This is a genomic window from Alicyclobacillus fodiniaquatilis (genome assembly GCF_042678105.1).
Classification (GTDB): Bacteria; Bacillota; Bacilli; order Alicyclobacillales; family Alicyclobacillaceae; genus Alicyclobacillus; species Alicyclobacillus fodiniaquatilis.
Window position 1 is genome coordinate 152611 of the sequence record NZ_JBHUCX010000035.1, and the last position, 18156, is coordinate 170766.

At 53.1% G+C, this 18156-nt stretch carries 21 protein-coding genes; 1 reads left to right on the forward strand and 20 read right to left on the reverse strand.

Features of this window, described 5'->3' with window-relative positions; all coding sequences use genetic code 11:
* Position 1: 1 nt before the first annotated feature.
* The 15 genes from ACFSB2_RS13975 to upp all read right to left on the reverse strand — a co-directional run bounded on the left by ACFSB2_RS13975 (position 2) and on the right by upp (position 12073).
* Positions 2–862, reverse strand: coding sequence for a YwmB family TATA-box binding protein (locus ACFSB2_RS13975; RefSeq protein WP_377943685.1), 861 nt, complete (start codon positions 860–862; stop codon positions 2–4).
* Positions 863–1026: 164 nt separating this feature from the next.
* On the reverse strand, positions 1027–1281 hold the full coding sequence (locus ACFSB2_RS13980) for a DUF1146 family protein (RefSeq protein WP_377943686.1): 255 nt from the start codon (positions 1279–1281) through the stop codon (positions 1027–1029).
* Positions 1278–2222: a hypothetical protein gene (locus ACFSB2_RS13985; RefSeq protein WP_377943687.1), complete on the reverse strand. Its 945-nt coding sequence runs from the start codon at positions 2220–2222 to the stop codon at positions 1278–1280. The genes ACFSB2_RS13980 and ACFSB2_RS13985 overlap by 4 nt, the downstream gene beginning before the upstream one ends.
* Positions 2223–2499: 277 nt before the next feature.
* Complete coding sequence (gene atpC / locus ACFSB2_RS13990; RefSeq protein ID WP_377943840.1) at positions 2500–2937, reverse strand: ATP synthase F1 subunit epsilon; 438 nt, start codon at positions 2935–2937, stop codon at positions 2500–2502.
* Positions 2938–2973: 36 nt separating this feature from the next.
* Positions 2974–4380, reverse strand: a complete 1407-nt coding sequence (gene atpD / locus ACFSB2_RS13995) for a F0F1 ATP synthase subunit beta (protein ID WP_377943688.1) — start codon at positions 4378–4380, stop codon at positions 2974–2976.
* A 51-nt stretch (positions 4381–4431) separates the two neighbouring features.
* The gene (gene atpG / locus ACFSB2_RS14000; RefSeq protein ID WP_377943689.1) at positions 4432–5295 is read right to left on the reverse strand and encodes an ATP synthase F1 subunit gamma; all 864 of its coding nucleotides are present in this window, start codon (positions 5293–5295) and stop codon (positions 4432–4434) included.
* A 132-nt stretch (positions 5296–5427) separates the two neighbouring features.
* Positions 5428–6936, reverse strand: coding sequence for a F0F1 ATP synthase subunit alpha (gene atpA / locus ACFSB2_RS14005; RefSeq protein WP_377943690.1), 1509 nt, complete (start codon positions 6934–6936; stop codon positions 5428–5430).
* On the reverse strand, positions 6933–7496 hold the full coding sequence (atpH, locus tag ACFSB2_RS14010; RefSeq protein WP_377943691.1) for an ATP synthase F1 subunit delta: 564 nt from the start codon (positions 7494–7496) through the stop codon (positions 6933–6935). The genes atpA and atpH overlap by 4 nt, the downstream gene beginning before the upstream one ends.
* A complete protein-coding gene (atpF, locus tag ACFSB2_RS14015; RefSeq protein WP_377943692.1) occupies positions 7490–7981 on the reverse strand; it encodes a F0F1 ATP synthase subunit B in 492 nt (163 codons plus the stop codon). Before atpF ends, atpH begins: the two co-directional genes overlap by 7 nt.
* Positions 7982–8042: 61 nt before the next feature.
* Positions 8043–8279, reverse strand: coding sequence for an ATP synthase F0 subunit C (gene atpE / locus ACFSB2_RS14020; protein WP_377943841.1), 237 nt, complete (start codon positions 8277–8279; stop codon positions 8043–8045).
* 51 nt (positions 8280–8330) lie between these two features.
* Positions 8331–9098, reverse strand: coding sequence for a F0F1 ATP synthase subunit A (atpB, locus tag ACFSB2_RS14025; protein ID WP_377943693.1), 768 nt, complete (start codon positions 9096–9098; stop codon positions 8331–8333).
* An 8-nt stretch (positions 9099–9106) separates the two neighbouring features.
* On the reverse strand, positions 9107–9502 hold the full coding sequence (locus ACFSB2_RS14030) for a hypothetical protein (protein WP_377943694.1): 396 nt from the start codon (positions 9500–9502) through the stop codon (positions 9107–9109).
* Positions 9499–9699, reverse strand: a complete 201-nt coding sequence (locus ACFSB2_RS14035; RefSeq protein WP_377943695.1) for a hypothetical protein — start codon at positions 9697–9699, stop codon at positions 9499–9501. The genes ACFSB2_RS14030 and ACFSB2_RS14035 overlap by 4 nt, the downstream gene beginning before the upstream one ends.
* A 492-nt stretch (positions 9700–10191) precedes the next feature.
* Positions 10192–11385 (reverse strand): non-hydrolyzing UDP-N-acetylglucosamine 2-epimerase, encoded by a 1194-nt coding sequence (wecB, locus tag ACFSB2_RS14040; protein WP_377943696.1) that lies wholly within the window; start codon positions 11383–11385, stop codon positions 10192–10194.
* A gap of 58 nt (positions 11386–11443) precedes the next feature.
* Positions 11444–12073 (reverse strand): uracil phosphoribosyltransferase, encoded by a 630-nt coding sequence (gene upp / locus ACFSB2_RS14045; protein WP_377943697.1) that lies wholly within the window; start codon positions 12071–12073, stop codon positions 11444–11446.
* 216 nt (positions 12074–12289) lie between these two features.
* On the opposite strand from upp, the gene ACFSB2_RS14050 reads away from it, so the two are divergent.
* Entirely contained in the window at positions 12290–13588 is a 1299-nt protein-coding gene (locus ACFSB2_RS14050; protein ID WP_377943698.1) for an MFS transporter, read from the forward strand.
* Positions 13589–13639: 51 nt separating this feature from the next.
* On the opposite strand, the gene ACFSB2_RS14055 is transcribed toward ACFSB2_RS14050, so the two are convergent.
* The 5 genes from ACFSB2_RS14055 to ACFSB2_RS14075 form a co-directional block, all read right to left on the reverse strand.
* Positions 13640–14722 (reverse strand): nitric oxide synthase oxygenase, encoded by a 1083-nt coding sequence (locus ACFSB2_RS14055; protein ID WP_377943699.1) that lies wholly within the window; start codon positions 14720–14722, stop codon positions 13640–13642.
* A gap of 112 nt (positions 14723–14834) precedes the next feature.
* Positions 14835–16082: a serine hydroxymethyltransferase gene (locus ACFSB2_RS14060; RefSeq protein ID WP_377943701.1), complete on the reverse strand. Its 1248-nt coding sequence runs from the start codon at positions 16080–16082 to the stop codon at positions 14835–14837.
* A gap of 24 nt (positions 16083–16106) precedes the next feature.
* Positions 16107–16736 (reverse strand): TIGR01440 family protein, encoded by a 630-nt coding sequence (locus ACFSB2_RS14065; RefSeq protein WP_377943702.1) that lies wholly within the window; start codon positions 16734–16736, stop codon positions 16107–16109.
* Between the two features lie 70 nt (positions 16737–16806).
* Entirely contained in the window at positions 16807–17295 is a 489-nt protein-coding gene (locus ACFSB2_RS14070) for a low molecular weight protein arginine phosphatase (RefSeq protein ID WP_377943703.1), read from the reverse strand.
* A 134-nt stretch (positions 17296–17429) separates the two neighbouring features.
* Entirely contained in the window at positions 17430–17984 is a 555-nt protein-coding gene (locus ACFSB2_RS14075) for a manganese efflux pump MntP (protein ID WP_377943704.1), read from the reverse strand.
* Positions 17985–18156: the final 172 nt, after the last annotated feature.

An 18156-nucleotide genomic window follows, 5' to 3' on the forward strand; every position in this document is an offset into this window, starting at 1 on the left:
TCTAGTACGTGGTGGTGATGATTGGTGTTCCGACCAAAACGTTCGTATCATGATGGTATGTATCATCATGAACTGCAACTTGCAGATTCATGCGCTTCCCATTCGTGTAAATGTACGTCAAGGCGTTCGGCGTGTACCCCGAAACGCTTGTGTCCCATTGCCCCTTCAGAGACTCCACAGGGCTCGCATTCACTGCTGAAAAAACGCGATTGACCAGCTGATTGGCATCTTGTTCTGACAGCTGCGATTTCATCGCACCTGCGAAATAGGCGCTCATCTGCGGTGTTCCCTGCACAGACGCGACCAATTGCTCAATGCGATCATACGACGCAGCAAAATCTTTTGTCGACGCCGAGCCGTTCAGCGCAGTGACCGTCAACACCGTCTGGGCTGCTGTCGTACCAGAACCATCCGTGGTCGCAGGAAAACTCGTCAGGACAATTTGAACGTTGGTCGAATTGGGCCATGTCCCGTCCACTTGCCAAAACGTCTCATTGGATTCGGATCGACTTGTTATTTTCGCCTTGTTTAAATCAAATTCCTGCTCAAGTTGTGTACCAATGGATGCCAAATGATCTTCCGACATAAATTGTTGATTCAAATTCGTCCAGTCATGAATTGCATAGTTCGTCGGTGTGACGTTTGCAGCAGACATCGCTTGAAGCAAAAAAGCTTCCGCCTTCGTGCCGTCCAAGTTTTGTGATGTGCTCGCTGATTTCGTTTGCGCATCCGCAGTCATCGGTTGGTGAACCAGTGCGGCACCCACAGCGACGAACAGACAAGCCCACAAAACTTGTTTTACTCGTTTCTTCAAACGCTTTTTCCGAAGTTGCGCCCTACGCTGTCCCTTAGTTTGTGCCATTCTTGCACCCTCCATCCAAAACCGTGTGCGAACGCGGCAATCTTGTTGATTGCACCAGTTCATCTACAGGTTGGACAGAGTTGCTGCAATTTAAACCTCTTCTCGTAGGGACTTTCATAGAATACGTTGTCTGCCTTGGCGAAACGGGGGTCGTTTCCCTTCTTTCACGACAACGATCTCGCCACCTGCATGGCGGCAAGCAGCAGCACTGCTACCCCCACGCTGATGAGTCCGCCAAACAACGCGAGGAAAAACCGCAGCATCTGCGCCTGGGGGCTTAGCGGATGGTTGAGAAACTTGTCCCACTTCAATGCCGCGAGCGCCCACCAGCACGCCATCAGACCTGCGAAAAAGAACATCAGAATGACGATGCCGTCAGTGCCCAGTATCACACTCGTAGCTCCACTCGATTCATTCATCGGTGCATCGACTCCGGACGTTTTTCGGATTTTTCCACCCTGCGCTCTCTGATCATGCCAAACAATAGCGGCAACAGGGACAAAGATATGCCAATGGCCAGCGCGATGACCACCACAGTCATCCAATGCGCCGTCACGACCACCGGCCAAGCTGCCCACAAGTAAAATCCACTTGCCGTGTACAACGCAAACGACAGCCACAAACAAGCGGTGCGACTCATCTTGTCTCGCGTCATACCGCGAATGGTATAGAGCGTTCCCCATTGGATCAACAGACCCGCAAGCCATAACCACAAGACCCATGCCGCGCCATGCGCCACACGGCCTATCTTATGTTCATGGCGGATCAACGTCAATTGTACCGTGTGATACACGTGCCACGCGAGCCAAGTTGGCAGGGTTTGTGCCAAAAACGCGACAATCACCAGCAGAGACAACGTCCTTGTTTGCCCACTTGAAAGTATATTTCGCGCGTCGAACAACAAGAACCAGATCACGCCGAGTGTGCAAATCAGGCTCCCTAGCCACGCTTGCGACAACGTCGGCGACATCACCAAGAAACTCAAGCCAAACGTCCACCAAGCCAACTGCGTGCAAAACGTGTGAATCTGCTTGTCCGTAAACAGATGTCGCCGGCGCATCACCCGATTCGTCAACACGGTCGCCGTAAAATACACGCTAATGATGGAGATGACAGTTGCAAATGAAACGCGAAACCCAAGATGGGCGTTCATGCCAACAAACGAAAACAAATACGTCTCTGCCGTGCCTGGCGAAGGAATGGTCGAGACAAACACGGCCATGGAAATGAGTGCCGCAACGGCAAAAAACAGGGCTGCAACCCTCGACGTGATGCTTTTCGGGGTTCGGCTGCCTGATATGGCCAGGAACAAAAAGGCGGCGAGTGACAGTAAGCAAGTGAGCCATATCCACGAGGCCATACAGCCCCTCCTCCCCGTGAACAATGAGATGATCCGAAAAGGGATAAGTCCCTCCTGCGCATGAGCAGATTACCCCTTTTCGGATGACCTCTGTTTTTAGAAATCATTCGATTTGATACGTGCCATCCATGTTGCCCTCACCGGCTCGCATTTTCATGATGCTGTCCGCGCTGTATGCATCACACATGACACCACTCTCTAAAATACCATAAAAGACCCGACGCGATGGCGCCGGGTGCATTTGTGGAATTTATTGAAAGTATACGAAAAGTCGCATTTACGCTTCCGATTGCAAAAATCCACCATTTTTTTCGTGTGTTTCAACGGCATCCAACCGAAGCTGGGCACGCGATAGGGCAGCTTTCGCCCTGTCGACATCCACATCGTCCGTTGGTTGTGACAAACGACGCTCTGCTTTCTCTTTCGCTACCTGAGCACGCCCGACATCGATTTGCCCTGGCAATTCAGCAGTATCCGCCAAAAGGGTCACCCTGTCCGGCAATACCTCAAGAAAGCCGCCGCTCACGGGAACCACATCTTCTGCGCCATCTTCCAATCGAATGCGCACTAGACATGGCTTCACTGCAGTTGCCAACGCCATGTGGCGCGGCAAAATCCCCAGCTCACCATAGCCGCCTTGCACGATCACCATGCGCACATCCTGCTCAAGCACAATGCGCTCTGGTGTCACGATTTCAAACGGAACGGTCAACATCGCGCTCACCTACCTTCCGCGTCGAGCACACCATCATCACGATGCATAGCCGTCTTTCTTCGCCTTCTCAAGCACATCCTCAATCGCGCCACAATAACGGAAGTAGGTCTCCGGAATGTCATCGTGTCTGCCGTCGAGAATTTCTTTAAAGCTGCGCACGGTATCCTGCACAGTGACATATTTGCCCGCCAAGCCTGTGAAGACCTCGCCGACAAAGAACGGCTGGGACAAGAAGTTTTGAATTTTACGCGCACGACTGACCGTCAAACGGTCTTCGTCCGTCAATTCATCCATACCCAAGATGGCGATGATATCCTGCAGTTCGCGATAGCGTTGCAACACTGCCTGCACACCGCGCGCCACTTCGTAGTGCTCTTGGCCGACGATGTCAGGCTGCAATGCGCGAGACGTCGACGCCAGCGGATCCACAGCGGGATACAACCCCATGTCGGAAATGCGACGGTCGAGGTTGGTCGTTGCGTCCAAGTGGGCAAACGTATTTGCCGGCGCTGGGTCGGTATAGTCATCGGCTGGAACGTAAACCGCCTGAATCGATGTGATGGAGCCTTTCACCGTCGAAGCGATACGTTCTTGCAATTGACCCATTTCCGTTGCAAGCGTTGGTTGGTAACCGACGGCGGACGGCATACGTCCGAGCAATGCCGACACCTCGGAACCAGCTTGCGTGAAACGGAAGATGTTGTCGATGAAGAACAGCACGTCGCGTTCTTCGACATCGCGGAAGTACTCGGCAACTGTCAGCCCCGACAGCGCCACGCGCAGACGAGCGCCCGGCGGTTCGTTCATCTGACCGAAGACCATGCTGGTCTTGTCAAGCACGCCGGAGTCTTTCATCTCGTGATAGAGGTCGTTCCCCTCACGAGTACGTTCGCCGACACCAGCAAAGACGGAATATCCGCCGTGCTCTTTGGCGATGTTGTGAATCAACTCTTGAATTAAGACGGTCTTGCCGACACCGGCGCCGCCGAATAGTCCGACTTTACCGCCCTTAATGTAAGGAGCCAGCAAGTCTACGACCTTGATGCCTGTCTCAAAGATCTCCGTCTTCGTGGTGAGATCGCTAAACTTTGGCGCGTTTCGGTGAATCGGCCAACTTTCGTTGGCATCTGCCGGGCCTTGTTCATCAATGGTCTCCCCGAGCACGTTAAAAATCCGTCCCAACGTACCCTGGCCAACCGGCATGCTGATTGCACGCCCCGTGTCTGTTACTTCGACGCCGCGCACCAAGCCGTCTGTGGACGACATGGCGACCGCACGCACGACATTATCACCTAGGTGAAGCGCAACTTCCAATGTCAGGTGGATGTCGACCTCACTCTGATGGTCAATGCGCAGGGCATTGTTAATGGCCGGCAATTCGCCGTCCGCAAAGCGAACGTCGACAACCGGACCCGTGACCTGCACGACATGTCCTTTACTCACGAAGTTCCCTCCTACTCTCAAAATAATCGATGCCCTAAAGGCTACGCCGCCTTAACTGAGCGCCGCTTCGGAACCACCGACAATTTCCGCAATCTGTGTTGTAATGGCAGCTTGACGCGCTCGGTTCAACGACAGTGTCAAATCGCCAATCAAGTCTTTCGCATTGTCCGTTGCACTGCCCATCGCCGTCATTCGCGCCGCGTGCTCTGATGCTTTCGCGTCGAGCACCGCCTGGTAAACCAACGTTTCCGCATAGCGCGGCAGCAACGCCGCCATCACCGCTTCTTCATCTGGCTCAAATTCGTAGTGGCGATTGGAGACAGATTGCCCTTCGGTCAAGCTGTCCAACGGCAGCACCTTTTTGACGACCGGACGCTGGGAAACAGCGTTGATAAATTCGTTATAAATGAAGTACAGCTCATCAAACTCTGCACGTTCGTATGACTGTACCATTTCTTCAGCTAAATCACGCACAGAGTGGTAGCTTGGCGAATCCGACAAGTCGACCACTTCCGACGATATGGGGAAATCCCGCCGCTTGAAGAAATCTCGGCCCCGCTTGCCGACAGCGAAAATGGTAAACGCCGCTTTATCTTTGTCTTTAAACTCCTGCACAGCAGCCCGAATGACTTGCGCATTATATGGGCCTGCCAAACCTCTGTCCGCCGTAATCACCAGGTAACCCGTCCGTTTCACCGGCCGCGACGCCAGCAGTGGATGCTTGACAAAGCGAGCCGAAGCAGACAAGTTGGCGAGCATCTCTTGCATCTTTGCCAGATAAGGCTTCGATTGCTGCACTGCGTCCTGAACGCGGCGCAACTTCGCAGCCGCCACCATCTCCATGGCTTTGGTGATCTGCGATGTATTTTGAACGCTCTTGATGCGGCGTTTAATTTCACGCGTGTTTTGTGGCATTCCTTTTCACCACCCGTCTTTTTGAAAATAACCGATGCGCTCTCCCCGCCCTGTGCGGCGCTTTGATTGCATCGGATTTTCACCTACCTGCCGTCGTGTAAGGCGCGTTTGGCGATGTGCCGCCAAATCGTCTTACGCCACAAAAGTCGCTTTGAACTTGACGATCGCTTCTTTTAACAATGCCACCGTATCGTCTCCGAGCGCTGCCGTTTGTTGCAATTGCTCGAATATCTGCGGATACTCCCTATCGACAAACGCGAGCCAATCCCGCTCGAACTTCAGCACCGCTTCAATCGGAACATCGTCGAGATGGCCATCGACGCCGGACCACAGTGAAACGACCTGCTTGTCAAACGTCAGCGGTTGATATTGCGGTTGTTTCAGCAATTCGGTCATTCGTGCACCGCGCTTCAACGTGTCCTGCGTGGCTTTGTCGAGATCGGACCCGAATTGTGTGAATGCCTGCAACTCGCGATATTCGGCCAAGTCGAGTTTCAATGTGCCCGCGACTTTTTTCATGGCTTTCGTCTGTGCAGAACTACCGACACGAGACACGGAGCTACCGACGTTGACAGCCGGACGAACGCCCGCGTAGAACAAATCGGATTCCAAGAAAATTTGACCGTCGGTAATGGAAATCACGTTGGTCGGGATATATGCGGAGATGTCACCCGCTTGTGTTTCAATAAACGGCAACGCGGTCAACGAACCGCCGCCATTGTCATCATTCAATTTCGCCGCGCGTTCCAACAAGCGAGAGTGCAAGTAGAACACGTCACCGGGATACGCCTCACGACCTGGCGGTCGGCGCAGCAACAGGGACATTTCGCGGTAAGCAGCCGCTTGTTTGGTCAAGTCGTCATAAATGACCAGCGCGTGGCCGCCATTGTAGAGATAGTGTTCAGCCATCGCGCAGCCTGCGTATGGCGCAAGGAACAACAGCGGCGCAGGCTCAGATGCGCTCGCAGCCACGATGATGGTGTATTCAAGCGCGCCATGGCGACGCAGCGTCTCCACAACCTGAGCGATGGTGGATTGCTTTTGCCCAATGGCCACATACACACATTTCACGTTTTTGCCTTTTTGGTTGATGATGGCGTCCAACGCTACCGCAGTTTTACCGGTTTGGCGGTCGCCGATGATGAGTTCCCGTTGGCCGCGGCCAATCGGCACCATGGCATCAATCGCCTTGATGCCCGTTTCAAGCGGTTCATTGACGGATTTCCGCACGATGACGCCAGGCGCGTTCGACTCAACTGGGCGATAGCCTTCTGCTTCAATCGGGCCATTGTTATCCAAGGGTTGTCCGAGCGGATTGACAACGCGGCCAAGCAAACCGTCGCCAACCGGCACTTCAACCAACCGGCCTGTGCGCTTCACTTGCTCCCCTTCCCTGATTCCTGTGACGGAGCCAAGGACGACGACACCCACGTTGTCTTCCTCAAGGTTCAAGGTCATGCCGGAAGCGCCATTTTCAAACTCTACGAGCTCACCGGCCATGACGTTGTCCAAACCGTGCAAACGAGCAATTCCGTCACCCACGGACAGCACGATGCCTGTATCATTCACTTGAATCTGCGTATCAAACTGCTCGATTTGCTGTTTGATTAACGCACTAATTTCATCCGGGCGAATACTCAACGTGTCCCCTCCTTGCGAACCGATCTCGTGAGCAGACTATCTCTGAACTGACGCAATGCCGATTGCGTGGTTGCATCCAGGACGCGATTCCCCAATTTCACCCGATAGCCCGCAATCAATTGCGGATTTTGGCGGATATTTGGCTGAATCTCCTTGCCAATTGCACGCTTCAGCTCTGCGACGATGTTCTCTGTCTGCGCTTGTGTCAACGGCTGTGCGGATTCGATCTCGACCGCAATACGTCCGTGCAGGTCATCGACAAGCTCGTGGAACCGCTCTGCCACTGCTGCGATGTACCCGCCCCGGCCGCGCTCCAGCAACAACGCGATGAAGTTGCTCAAATCTTTTCGCACACCAGCCGGCAACAGCTTATTTATGATGGAAAGCTTCATTTCCTGTGGTAGAACCGGATTTGCCAAGAAGTTTTGAAATTCGCCAGACGCCTCAATGGCTTTTGCAATGTCCGCAAATTCTGCATCCAATGCGTCTACCACATCATGCGCCTGGGCATATGCCAACAAGCCACGCGCATAGCGATTGATGACTGTGCCGCTCAGCATACGAGCTCACCTAGACGCTTCTCTGCTTCGGCCACCATCTCGTTATGCACTTCTGCAGTCACATGGTTGTGCAACAGCTTCGATGTCAGCTCCACCGTCAACTCGGCGACACGCTGTGTCACTGCCGCCAGCGCCTCATCTCGTTCACGTGTAATGGCTGCGCGGTTCTCTTCCAGGATCCGTGAAGCTTCTTCTTCTGCTTTTTGAATGATCTCACGTGCTTGTTCATCTGAGCGAACCCGTGCTGCATCCAGCAAGTTCTTCGCTTCCTTGCGCGCGTCATCTAACAAACGCTTTTGTTCAGAAAACAGCTTGGCTGCTTCTTCGCGACTCTTTTCAGCATCATTGATTTGTGATTCGACATGTTTGCGCCGTTGCTCCAACATTTTGGCCAGCGGACGGAACGCAAATCTTTGGATAATGAAAAAGACAATCAGGAACGCGACAATGGAAAATATAAACGTTCCAAGTTCAAAGACGCCCACGCTTCGCGCCACTCCCTTCTACTATGGAATCGCGTTTCGGACGAACCAGGTAAAAGTTTAATCAGATTTTACCAGCGGTAAACAGGATGATGATACCGAACGCCAACGCGATAACCGGGAACGCCTCAACCAACGCCACACCGAGCAGTGCGCTTGCAAAAATGGAACCGCGCGCCTCTGGTTGACGTGCAACACCTTCCACGTACTTGCTCATAACCAAACCGTCACCAACACCTGAACCAACGGCTGCCAAACCTAGCAACAACGCAACCGCAACGTCGTAAATCGCTTGTACCATCTGTGTCATAAGACTGAAATCCTCCTCAAATGACTCTCTCGTGATTTGAACTTAGTGATGCGAGTGCCCTTCAAATGACTTATTGCCCACATACAGGCACATGAGAATGGAGAATACGTAGGCCTGAATTGTGGCGACAAAAAGACTGTAGAGCAGCCACAAGACAATCAGCGGCAACTGCCATGGTATCCAGCCAAACAAAAAGGGCGCTTTTAGCATGATGCCAAGCAGTGCTTCACCCGCAAATATGTTGCCATAAAGCCGCATGCCGTGCGTCAATGGATTGGTAATTTCTTCGATGACGGCAAGTGGAGATGGTGAATAAAAATGCTTGAGCCAGATTTTCGGATGCCGCAAACCGCGCGCATGGCTGATCAGCCAGACCATCACGGCAATTGCGAGCGCCATGCTCATGTTGGAAGTTGGCGAGTCAAACAGCTCGACTTCGCCCTTCGCGTTTGCCAAATCCCCCGGTGCAATGCCCCAACCTGCTGGCGCGTGCGCACCGAAGTGAACCGCAATCGTCATGATGAGCCCCAACCAGTTGGCGACGAAGAGGAACAACAGCATCGTAAACGCAAGCGGCAACATGAACCCGACAGCCTGCTCTGTAGGCATCGTTTCACGAGCCATATTGGTCGTAAATTCCGCTACCCACTCCACAAAATTTTGCAAACCGCGGGGACTGCGCATATCCATTCGCGCGAGAGCAATTCGCAGTACGACGAAAACGACTAATCCCGTAAAGAGGATGGTCCCAATGACCGTCAAGTTCGTCGCGAAAATGGTTCCCGCAAATATCTCGGGAAATACCGGCACTTTCTCACCTACTTTTCTTTTGAGATTGGGCCTCTGGCAAAGCTGTACAGCCCGGCAAAAACGAAGACAAAACCGAGTAAATAACCGATGAGTGCTGTGTACGGATTAAAAATCGTACGGAACTTCAGGGAGATGACCATAATGGCTACAATCATGATGAGGCGTGTAAACATCCCCGCCATACCTGACGCCATCAGTATCGCCCCTTGCGCATCGTCATTGTGGTGTCCTTGGCGAAACATGCTGAAAACAACATACAAGCCGCCAAGTTCCCCAAGCAGCAGGCCACCCATCGCCGTACGCCAAGCGCTAAGGACAAGCCAACTCAACGCGGTCAGGCCCATGAACACCAGCCAAAGTATAATAATTGTGCGAAGGCGTTTGTTCAATCGGTCTACACTCATGGTTTGTCTCCTAATATCTGTTTGGCGAGGAATGCGAACCCACTTCCCCCGACGACGACACCTACGATGACCCCGAGTACGGTGAGCCAGACATGGTGTGTCTGTTCTCCGAAGTGATACCCCAGGAAGCCAAATACGACGACGCTCCCAGCTAACTGCAGGGTGACACCTGCATAGACCGCAAACGTTTTCCACATTTTTTGGTCTGCACTGGACTTCTCCGACTTTGGTCGCTGTTCGTTTTCGAACTTGTACACCACCTAGTACAGGATGAAGAGAGGGACACATGATAACGGTTCATTCATCGCGGTGATAAGTCCAGACACATTTTCACTTGTTCGTCTCCATGATGTCCATTTCCATTAAACGGTAATCATCGAGAGGCAGGGTTTCCAGAAACTGATGTGCTAGCTCACCCGTTCCGTAGTGTGAAACACCTGGTTCTCACAGTGAAATGCCAGAACTCTCGCCTATAGTACACTAGGCGAAAAACTGCTGTCAATGAATTGAGGATAGGCTGTGACAGAATTCTTCGTAAACCGTTCATTTGTTCATAAAATTGACGCGATATGATTTTCCCAAACCCTAATTCACTCACCCCCACATCAAGAAATGCCTGAAGAACGCTCAATTGCAATCGCTTTCATAAAAACGGAAAGAAAAACGGCAACCGCCGTCTTTCCGCTTTATCAAAATAGACTGCCGCTCTCCAAATAGCGAAATGATTCCGGACGTTCCCCACGGTCGAAATAATGGAGAATCGCCTCCACAATCCGCTGGCAAGCGCGCCCATCGCCATAGGGATTTTTGCGCCCTGCCATATCTTCATACGCAGCAGCGTCCGTCAGGAGATGTTCTGCTTCGCGAACGATTCGCTCCTCGTCCGTACCTACTAATTTCAATGTCCCCGCGTCAATTCCTTCTGGCCGCTCGGTCGTTTCGCGCAGGACCAAAACAGGCACCCCCAGGGACGGCGCTTCCTCTTGAATCCCGCCGGAATCCGTCAAAATCAGGGTCGATCTCGCCATGAAATTGTGATTGTCTACCACACCAAGCGGATCTATCAAATGAATGCGCGGATGGTTGCCAAGGACCGTGAACACCGTATCGCGAACCGCTGGATTGAGATGGACTGGATAAACGAGATGAATCTCCTCATGTCCTTCGACCACACGAAGGGCCGCGCGACAGATATTCTCCAGGTTGACGCCCCAATTTTCCCGACGGTGGCTGGTCATGTAAATGAGCCTTGTCCCCGTTGGCAGCGCATCGAGTATCGGATGGTGATATTCCTCGCGCACGGTCGTGCGCATCGCGTCAATGGCTGTATTCCCCGTGATGAAGATGGCCTTTTCGTCCCGTCCTTCGCGCAGCAGATTGGCTGCTGACAAATCGGTCGGGGCAAAGAACAGATCACACAACACGTCTGCCAATTGACGATTCATCTCTTCAGGAAATGGATTGTACTTTTGGTAGGTGCGCAGGCCTGCCTCGACATGCCCGATGGCGATCTGCTGATAAAACGCAGCCAACGCGGCGGCGAATGTCGTCGTCGTATCCCCGTGAACCAGCACGATATCTGGCCTGCGTCTCTGTAAAACAACTTCCAATCCACTCAGCGCTTTGGTGGTGATTTTCCCAAGCGTTTGACTCGGCTCCATGATGTCGAGATCATCATCTGGCTGCACATCAAATACATCGAGCACTTGGTCGAGCATTTCTCTGTGCTGCGCCGTGACGCAGACCATGGACTCCACTTGCGGGTGTGCATTTAAGACCTGAACGAGCGGGGCCATCTTCACCGCTTCAGGGCGTGTGCCGAAAACCGTCATCACACGTAGGCGAGTAGAACTCACAAAACGTTCCTCCTTGGGCACGGGCATTCACCTGTACCGCTCATCAAGTGCGTGTCCGAAAGGGCAGGTCGCTTGTTTGCCGACCTCACTTGGTACCATACAGCCTATCCCCCGCGTCGCCAAGCCCTGGGACGATATAGCCGTGATCATTCAGATATTCATCTATCGCCGCCGTATAGATATCGACATCCGGGTGCGTTTTTTGCACGACGTCGATGCCCTCTGGCACGGCGACCAAACACATCAAACGCGGCCGCACTGCCCCCCGCGCCTTCACAGCCGACAGCGCAGCTGCAGCCGAACCGCCGGTCGCCAGCATCGGATCCACCACAATGACGTCGCGATCCTCCACATTTGGCGGCAATTTGCAATAGTACTCTACGGGTTGAAGCGTTTCTGGATCCCGATACAAGCCGACATGGCCGACCTTTGCTGCCGGGATCAGATTCAAAATGCCATCGAGCATGCCCAGCCCTGCCCGCAACACTGGGACAATCGTCAGCGTCTTGCCGGCAATCAGCCTCGTTTTTGCGCGTGCGACTGGCGTTTCGACCTCGGTCTCGGCCAGGGGCAAATCGCGCGTGATTTCGTAGGCCATGAGCATGGATACCTCTTGAACCAATGCGCGAAACTCCTTGGTTCCCGTCTCCTTGTTGCGTATGTACGTCAATTTGTGCTGTATTAACGGATGGTCAAGCACATGGACTTGTCCCACCGAGTCACACTCCTTTTTATGCAATCTACCGCATGTTATCGCCATTATAACAAACATGGCTACAGCCGCGGCGTTTGGAACCACGGCCACTCTAGATATGCGATGGACGCTTGAAAAATACCTTGCTCCTTTTGTTTGCAGATGGCGACTCGAGGTCACACTAGGGATACGCAATTGACAATTGCGGACATAAAAGCTTTCGGGAGTGAGCCGTTGATGATGCGCAGCAATGCAAGAAAACGCAAAACTGTATCTCTGGCATGGCCATCCCTGCGCTTTTTCACCCGGTGGGTCGAACCTGAATTATTTCGCCCCTACTTGTTCTTTAGCCTGTTTGCCATCACCTGTTCGGAGTTTGTCCGTGGTTCACTCACGTTATCCATCCTGCCCACCTACGGCAGAACTGTCCTTGGCTTTGCCGTCGAGTGGACGGGCATCGCCTTGTCTATCCACTATCTCGTCGACAACCTCCTGCGCATTCCAGTCGGCTGGGTGATAGATAAAATGGGCAGTCGCTATGTGCTGATTGGCGGTTTCTGCATCGGCATCATCTCGATGTTCTGGATGATGAACGTCCATCACATCTGGTCGCTGATTGCCAGTATGGCCTTATTTGGCGTGGCTGCAACCCCAATGTGGCCCTCTGCCATTTCCGCCATCAGCAAGTCGACGCCAGAGGAGAAGCGCGCTGCTTTTATGGGCTATTTGTACATATTCTGGCTGACCGGCACGGGACTTGGGCCTGTCATCATCAACTTTCTGTGGAGCGCCACATACCACTTGGCCTTTGTCGTCCTGCTCTGCCTCTTGTCGTTAGGCCTCATCCTGGTCTTTCTGTTTGTACGCATCCCGGCAAACATGATGCGGCAAACCGCAGATTTTCGCAAGGGAGATCAGCACCCGAGCGTACACAAACTGCGAATGAACAAGGGAGACTTGCAATCGCTGCTGCAAAATCTGCGCGGCGTCGTCTTCTTGCTGCCCGGCATGTTCGTCCAAACGTTTGCCGTCAGCTGTCTCGTGCCCATCCTTTCGCTGTATGCGAAGGTTATTTTACACTTAACCGGCCCAATGTACAGTCTGCTCCTCACCTGCTTTGGCGCATTGACCATCATCGGCCTCATTCCCGCAGGGAAATTGGTCGTTCGCTATGGCTCTCGCAGATTTCTCATCATCGGCTTCTTATTCGGCGGCGCGGCGCTTGGCCTTTATCCATTTTTCAAGTCTCTCTTGACCACCTATATTGTCGTCGGGCTTTTCGGCATCACATATGCGTTTATTTTGCCAGCCTGGAATTCCATTTTGGATAGAAGCATCGATGCAGACAAAAAAGCGACCCTCTGGGGCGTCTTTATGACCGTGGACGGTTTGGGCTCCGCCGCAGGGGCGTTTTCAGGCGGTTTCGTCTGGGACGCCATCAGCCCGGAAGCGCCGTTCTTCCTCGCTGGCATCATCATCCTCGGCATGGGCGTGCTGTACGGTTTGATCCCGCTGGAACGCCGCAGGATCACTTAGGCAAACCACCCCTCGCGGCCTTCGTGCCCTGCTAGAACAAGCGCCCAACCGTCAGTACGGCAGGCGCTGGTAGAAATAATTCGGCTTCACGACGGTGTTGTCGTACCTTTGATGGAAGATATGTGTTGTCGCAGGCGATACTGGCGGGATCAGCCAAGCCCAATTCCCCGTGACATCCCGACCATTGGCCGCCTCCTGTTGTTCAAAACGCATAAATTGTTTCGCAGCGGTATGGTGATCGACCATACTGACACCTTGTTGTTGAAACGAGTGAAGGACGGCCAGATTCAATTCGACCAATGCCTTATCCCGCCACAGCGAGGTCTCTGTCTGTGTGTTTAGGCCCATCAGATCCGCAATCTTCGGCAACATGTGATAGCGTTTCTCATCTGCAAAGTTGCGAGCGCCGATTTCGGTTTCCATGTACCAGCCATTAAACGGGGCGGCCGTGTAGCGAATACCGCCGATTTCCAACGCCATGTCGGAAATCAGCGGTGTGGCGTACCACTTCAAATGGAGATCGGCAAACCAGGCGTATTCAGGATGAGAAATCGGCACTTCCAGCACCAGTTCCGGGGGAATCTCAAACCACATTGGCGGGCGGTCGGCCACTTGAATGACCAAGGGCAGAATGTCGAAGTGGGTTCCCTGTCCATGCCACCCCAATTGGCGACAAACGGCTGTAAAAGGGATGGAGTGCGGGTCGCCCACACACCCTTCCGCCGTCTCATATCCGGCGTAGCGAAGCAACTGATGGTTCCAAATGCGCACCTTGTTGTTCTTTGTCTTTGCTGGAAATATGGTGATGGTCGGTCTGATTTTCCCGTGATTTGTGGCATATTGAATGTGCTGATATACGGCCTCGGCCACTTCACGCTCTGACCGACAGTCCCTTTTGTCAAGCACCTTCAAAGTCTGCCAGAACAGACGGCCAATGCAACGATTGCTGTTCCGCCACGCCATTTTTGCGCCATATTCCAATTCCTCGTATGTATGTTCGTATGTGCCATCCAGCTCAATACACTGCCGGATCTCGACAAGACGACGCGCTGTTGTATCTGCGTCATGCTGCAGTTCTTGATAGCAAGTCACGATGAACGCTTTTGCTTCGTTGTACAGTTCATCCTGTGTCATTCTATGCGTCCTTCTCCCTTAAGCCCAAAAACGAGCAGAAACCAATTCGCGCCCTGCCATTGGCACAAAATTGGTTTCTCCGCCCGTCGTCAACACGGATATGCTGATGTGTTTATGCGTATGTGAGCCCTTCGTACAGCGGGAACTGCTCAGTCAACGCCTCCACCTTCGCGTGCGCCGCTTCGCGGACTGCGTCCGTGAAGTCACCGGACAGAACCAGATGGAAAATGTCTGCGATCTCGCGCATTGCATCGGTGTCCATCCCCCGCGTGGTCACAGCCGGTGTGCCAATGCGAACGCCGCTGGTGATCATGGGGCTGGCGGGATCGAACGGGATGGCGTTTTTGTTGACAGTGACGCCCACTTCGTCGAGCCGATGCTCTGCTTCTTTGCCTGTGATGTTGAAATTGCGCACGTCAAGCAGAATCAGGTGATTGTCCGTGCCGCCGGAAATGAGTTGGAAACCTTTGGCGTTGAGGGACTCTGCCAGGACTTTGGCGTTGTCGATGACTTGCTGGCTGTACACCTTGAAATCCGGCTTGAGCGCTTCGCCGAACGCCACAGCTTTCGCTGCAATCACGTGCATCAATGGGCCGCCCTGCACGCCTGGGAAAATGCTTTTGTCAATCTGCTTGGCAAACTCTTTTTTGGTGAGAATCAGCCCGCCGCGGGGACCGCGCAACGTCTTGTGTGTCGTAGAAGTGACAAAATGCGCGTGCGGCACTGGCGACGGGTGATGTCCTGTCGCGACAAGTCCAGCGATATGCGCCATATCCACCATCAGATAAGCGCCGACTTCATCGGCGATTTCGCGCATCTTGGCAAAATCGATGATGCGGGGATAAGCGCTGGCCCCGGCAACAATCATTTTGGGTTGGTGTTCTTTAGCCACCGCGAGCACTTCGTCATAATCAATGCGGTGTGACTGCTCGTCCACACCATACGACACAAATTCGTACAATTGACCGGAAAAGTTCACACCACTGCCGTGGGTCAAGTGTCCACCGTGCGCCAAATTCATGCCGAGCACCTTGTCGCCTGGTTTTAAGGTGCTAAAGTAGACAGCCATATTTGCTTGCGCGCCCGAGTGTGGCTGCACGTTGGCGTGTTCCGCGCCAAACAGTTCTTTTACCCTGTCCCGCGCGATGTTTTCCACGACATCCACATACTCACACCCGCCATAATAGCGTCGGCCTGGATATCCTTCGGCATACTTGTTGGTCAAGACCGAACCCAACGCTTCCAGAACTGGCTCACTGACGAAGTTCTCCGATGCAATCAGTTCAATTTTGTCCTGCTGGCGTTGCAATTCATGTTCCATCGCAATTGCGACATCTTTATCAAAGTTCCGTAAATTCATGCTTGTATCTCCCGTCCTCCAAAATTAGGCTTTGCTGCCTATGCGCCTTTGGGCCTCGGTCACATCGTACACGGCCCGCGAACCGCCGACAAGGGGGGATCTTGTCATCGCCATGGTCAGATGCGCCTGGCCAATCTCTTTCACGCGTCCGCGCAACGGCACAACCACACGACGCAAATGCATGCCAATGAACGTATCGCCGATGTCGATGCCTGCATCGCCACAGATCTCCGCCACGAGACACGGTTGCTGATACCGAAAGTATGCCGCGGCCGCCACTGCGCCACCCGCGCCTGGAATCGGCACAGCTTGCACGACTTCAAGTCGGTGCGCCTGCGCCACACTTTGTTCGACCACCAACGACCGATTGAGATGTTCGCAACACTGAAACGCGACATCGATGCCCAGCGGGTCTGTGAATGCCAAAATGGCGCTGACCACTGCCTCGCCGATTTGCAGCGACGTCGCCGTCCCAATTCGCGCCCCCACAATTTCGCTCGACGATGCGCCAACGACCAATATATCTCCAGCCTGAAGTTGTGCAGTTGCCTGCAAATCCTCAAGCGCCGTGTGAAGCGATGTCGATATTTCCGGATCTATCTCCGCGCTGTTGCCACCCGTCGCTGGTGTATCACACACCTCTGGCTTGTCCATTGTGAATCCACCCTCTTCTCTTTTTGTATGCACATCAAACAAGCGCGCGTGCAATCGGCGGCACGCGCGGTTATTCCAGCTTTGCGGGTTCGTCGTCTTCTCTGTCCTGCAATTTCGCGATCAATCGTTGCATCAGCGCATCCAAGTCGGCTGCGCAGGCCTCATAGACTTCCGCCGTGCCGCCAAATGGGTCTCTTATATCAAAATCGCCAGTTTCATCTTCATCCACAAATTCACGCAACGTGTACGTCTTCCCCGCCGCGTTTTTGTACGCCTGAAGCAATTCTGATTTATGCGATTGCGTCATGGTGAAAATGTAGTCGGCTGACTCAATTAACTTCGGTGTCACCGCTTGTGATTGATGATTTTGCACCACCACATGGCGGCGGATCAAAGCGTCCGTGGCGTAAGCGGCCATCGGCAATCCGGGTATTGCGTACAATCCAGCCGACTCGACCTGCCACGGGCGTCCCGCCTGTGCGACGTGATGCCTGGCTAGGGCGGCAGCCATGGGGCTGCGGCATGTATTGCCTGTACAGATAAATAAAAGCTGCATCATGTTCCCCTTTCCCAAAAGAGGTATCCTGCGTCATTTGAAAATGAACCATAAACCCGCTAGACTCACACGTAGTATATCCTTGGCTGATTTGTTCATGCAACGGGCGCATCACACATGGCAGCCTATCGGTCAATTTAAAAGAGAAACATGAAACCGCAGCTGATCAACACAAAAGCGCCGAGAATTTCACCGTACTTGCCAATGGATTGACCAAATTTTTTGCCGACCAAAAGCCCAATGCCGCACATGAACATACTAACAAAACCAAATGATATGGCTGATACGACACCGTAAGTGGCGCTGCGCAGCCCAAGGCTGAATCCCACCGACAGCGCATCCAAGGATACAGTGGCCGAAAACAGCAGCATCGCGATGGCTGTCGCGACAGACGCGGGTTTTTCTTCATCTTTGCGAAGGGATGTGTACAGCATGTGCACACCAAGGCCAAACAGCAGCAATACGCCAAACCAATGTGCGACCGCGCCTAAATATTGGCCAATCATGTTGCCGAACATCAGACCCATGAACGTAAAGACGACATGAAAAACGCCGATTGTGAGACATAATTGTACCGCTGTCCGGCGACGGATGTCACTTAGCCCAACGCCGATGGAAAGCGATAAGGAATCCATCCCCAGCGCAAATGACATCATGAGAATTTCTGTAATGACATGAAGATGACTAAGCACTGTGATCCTCCTCTTCCCAACTAGTCCATCTTATGCGCTCGTCCTTTTAGGCATGAGTGCTGAGTTTCCCAGACGAAAACGCGGGTCGCTGACATAAAACATGCGTTGTCAGTCGATCACGCTCGCAGTTGGCGCGGCGCCAAGACGACTCGTGTCAAGGAGGATGCCAAAC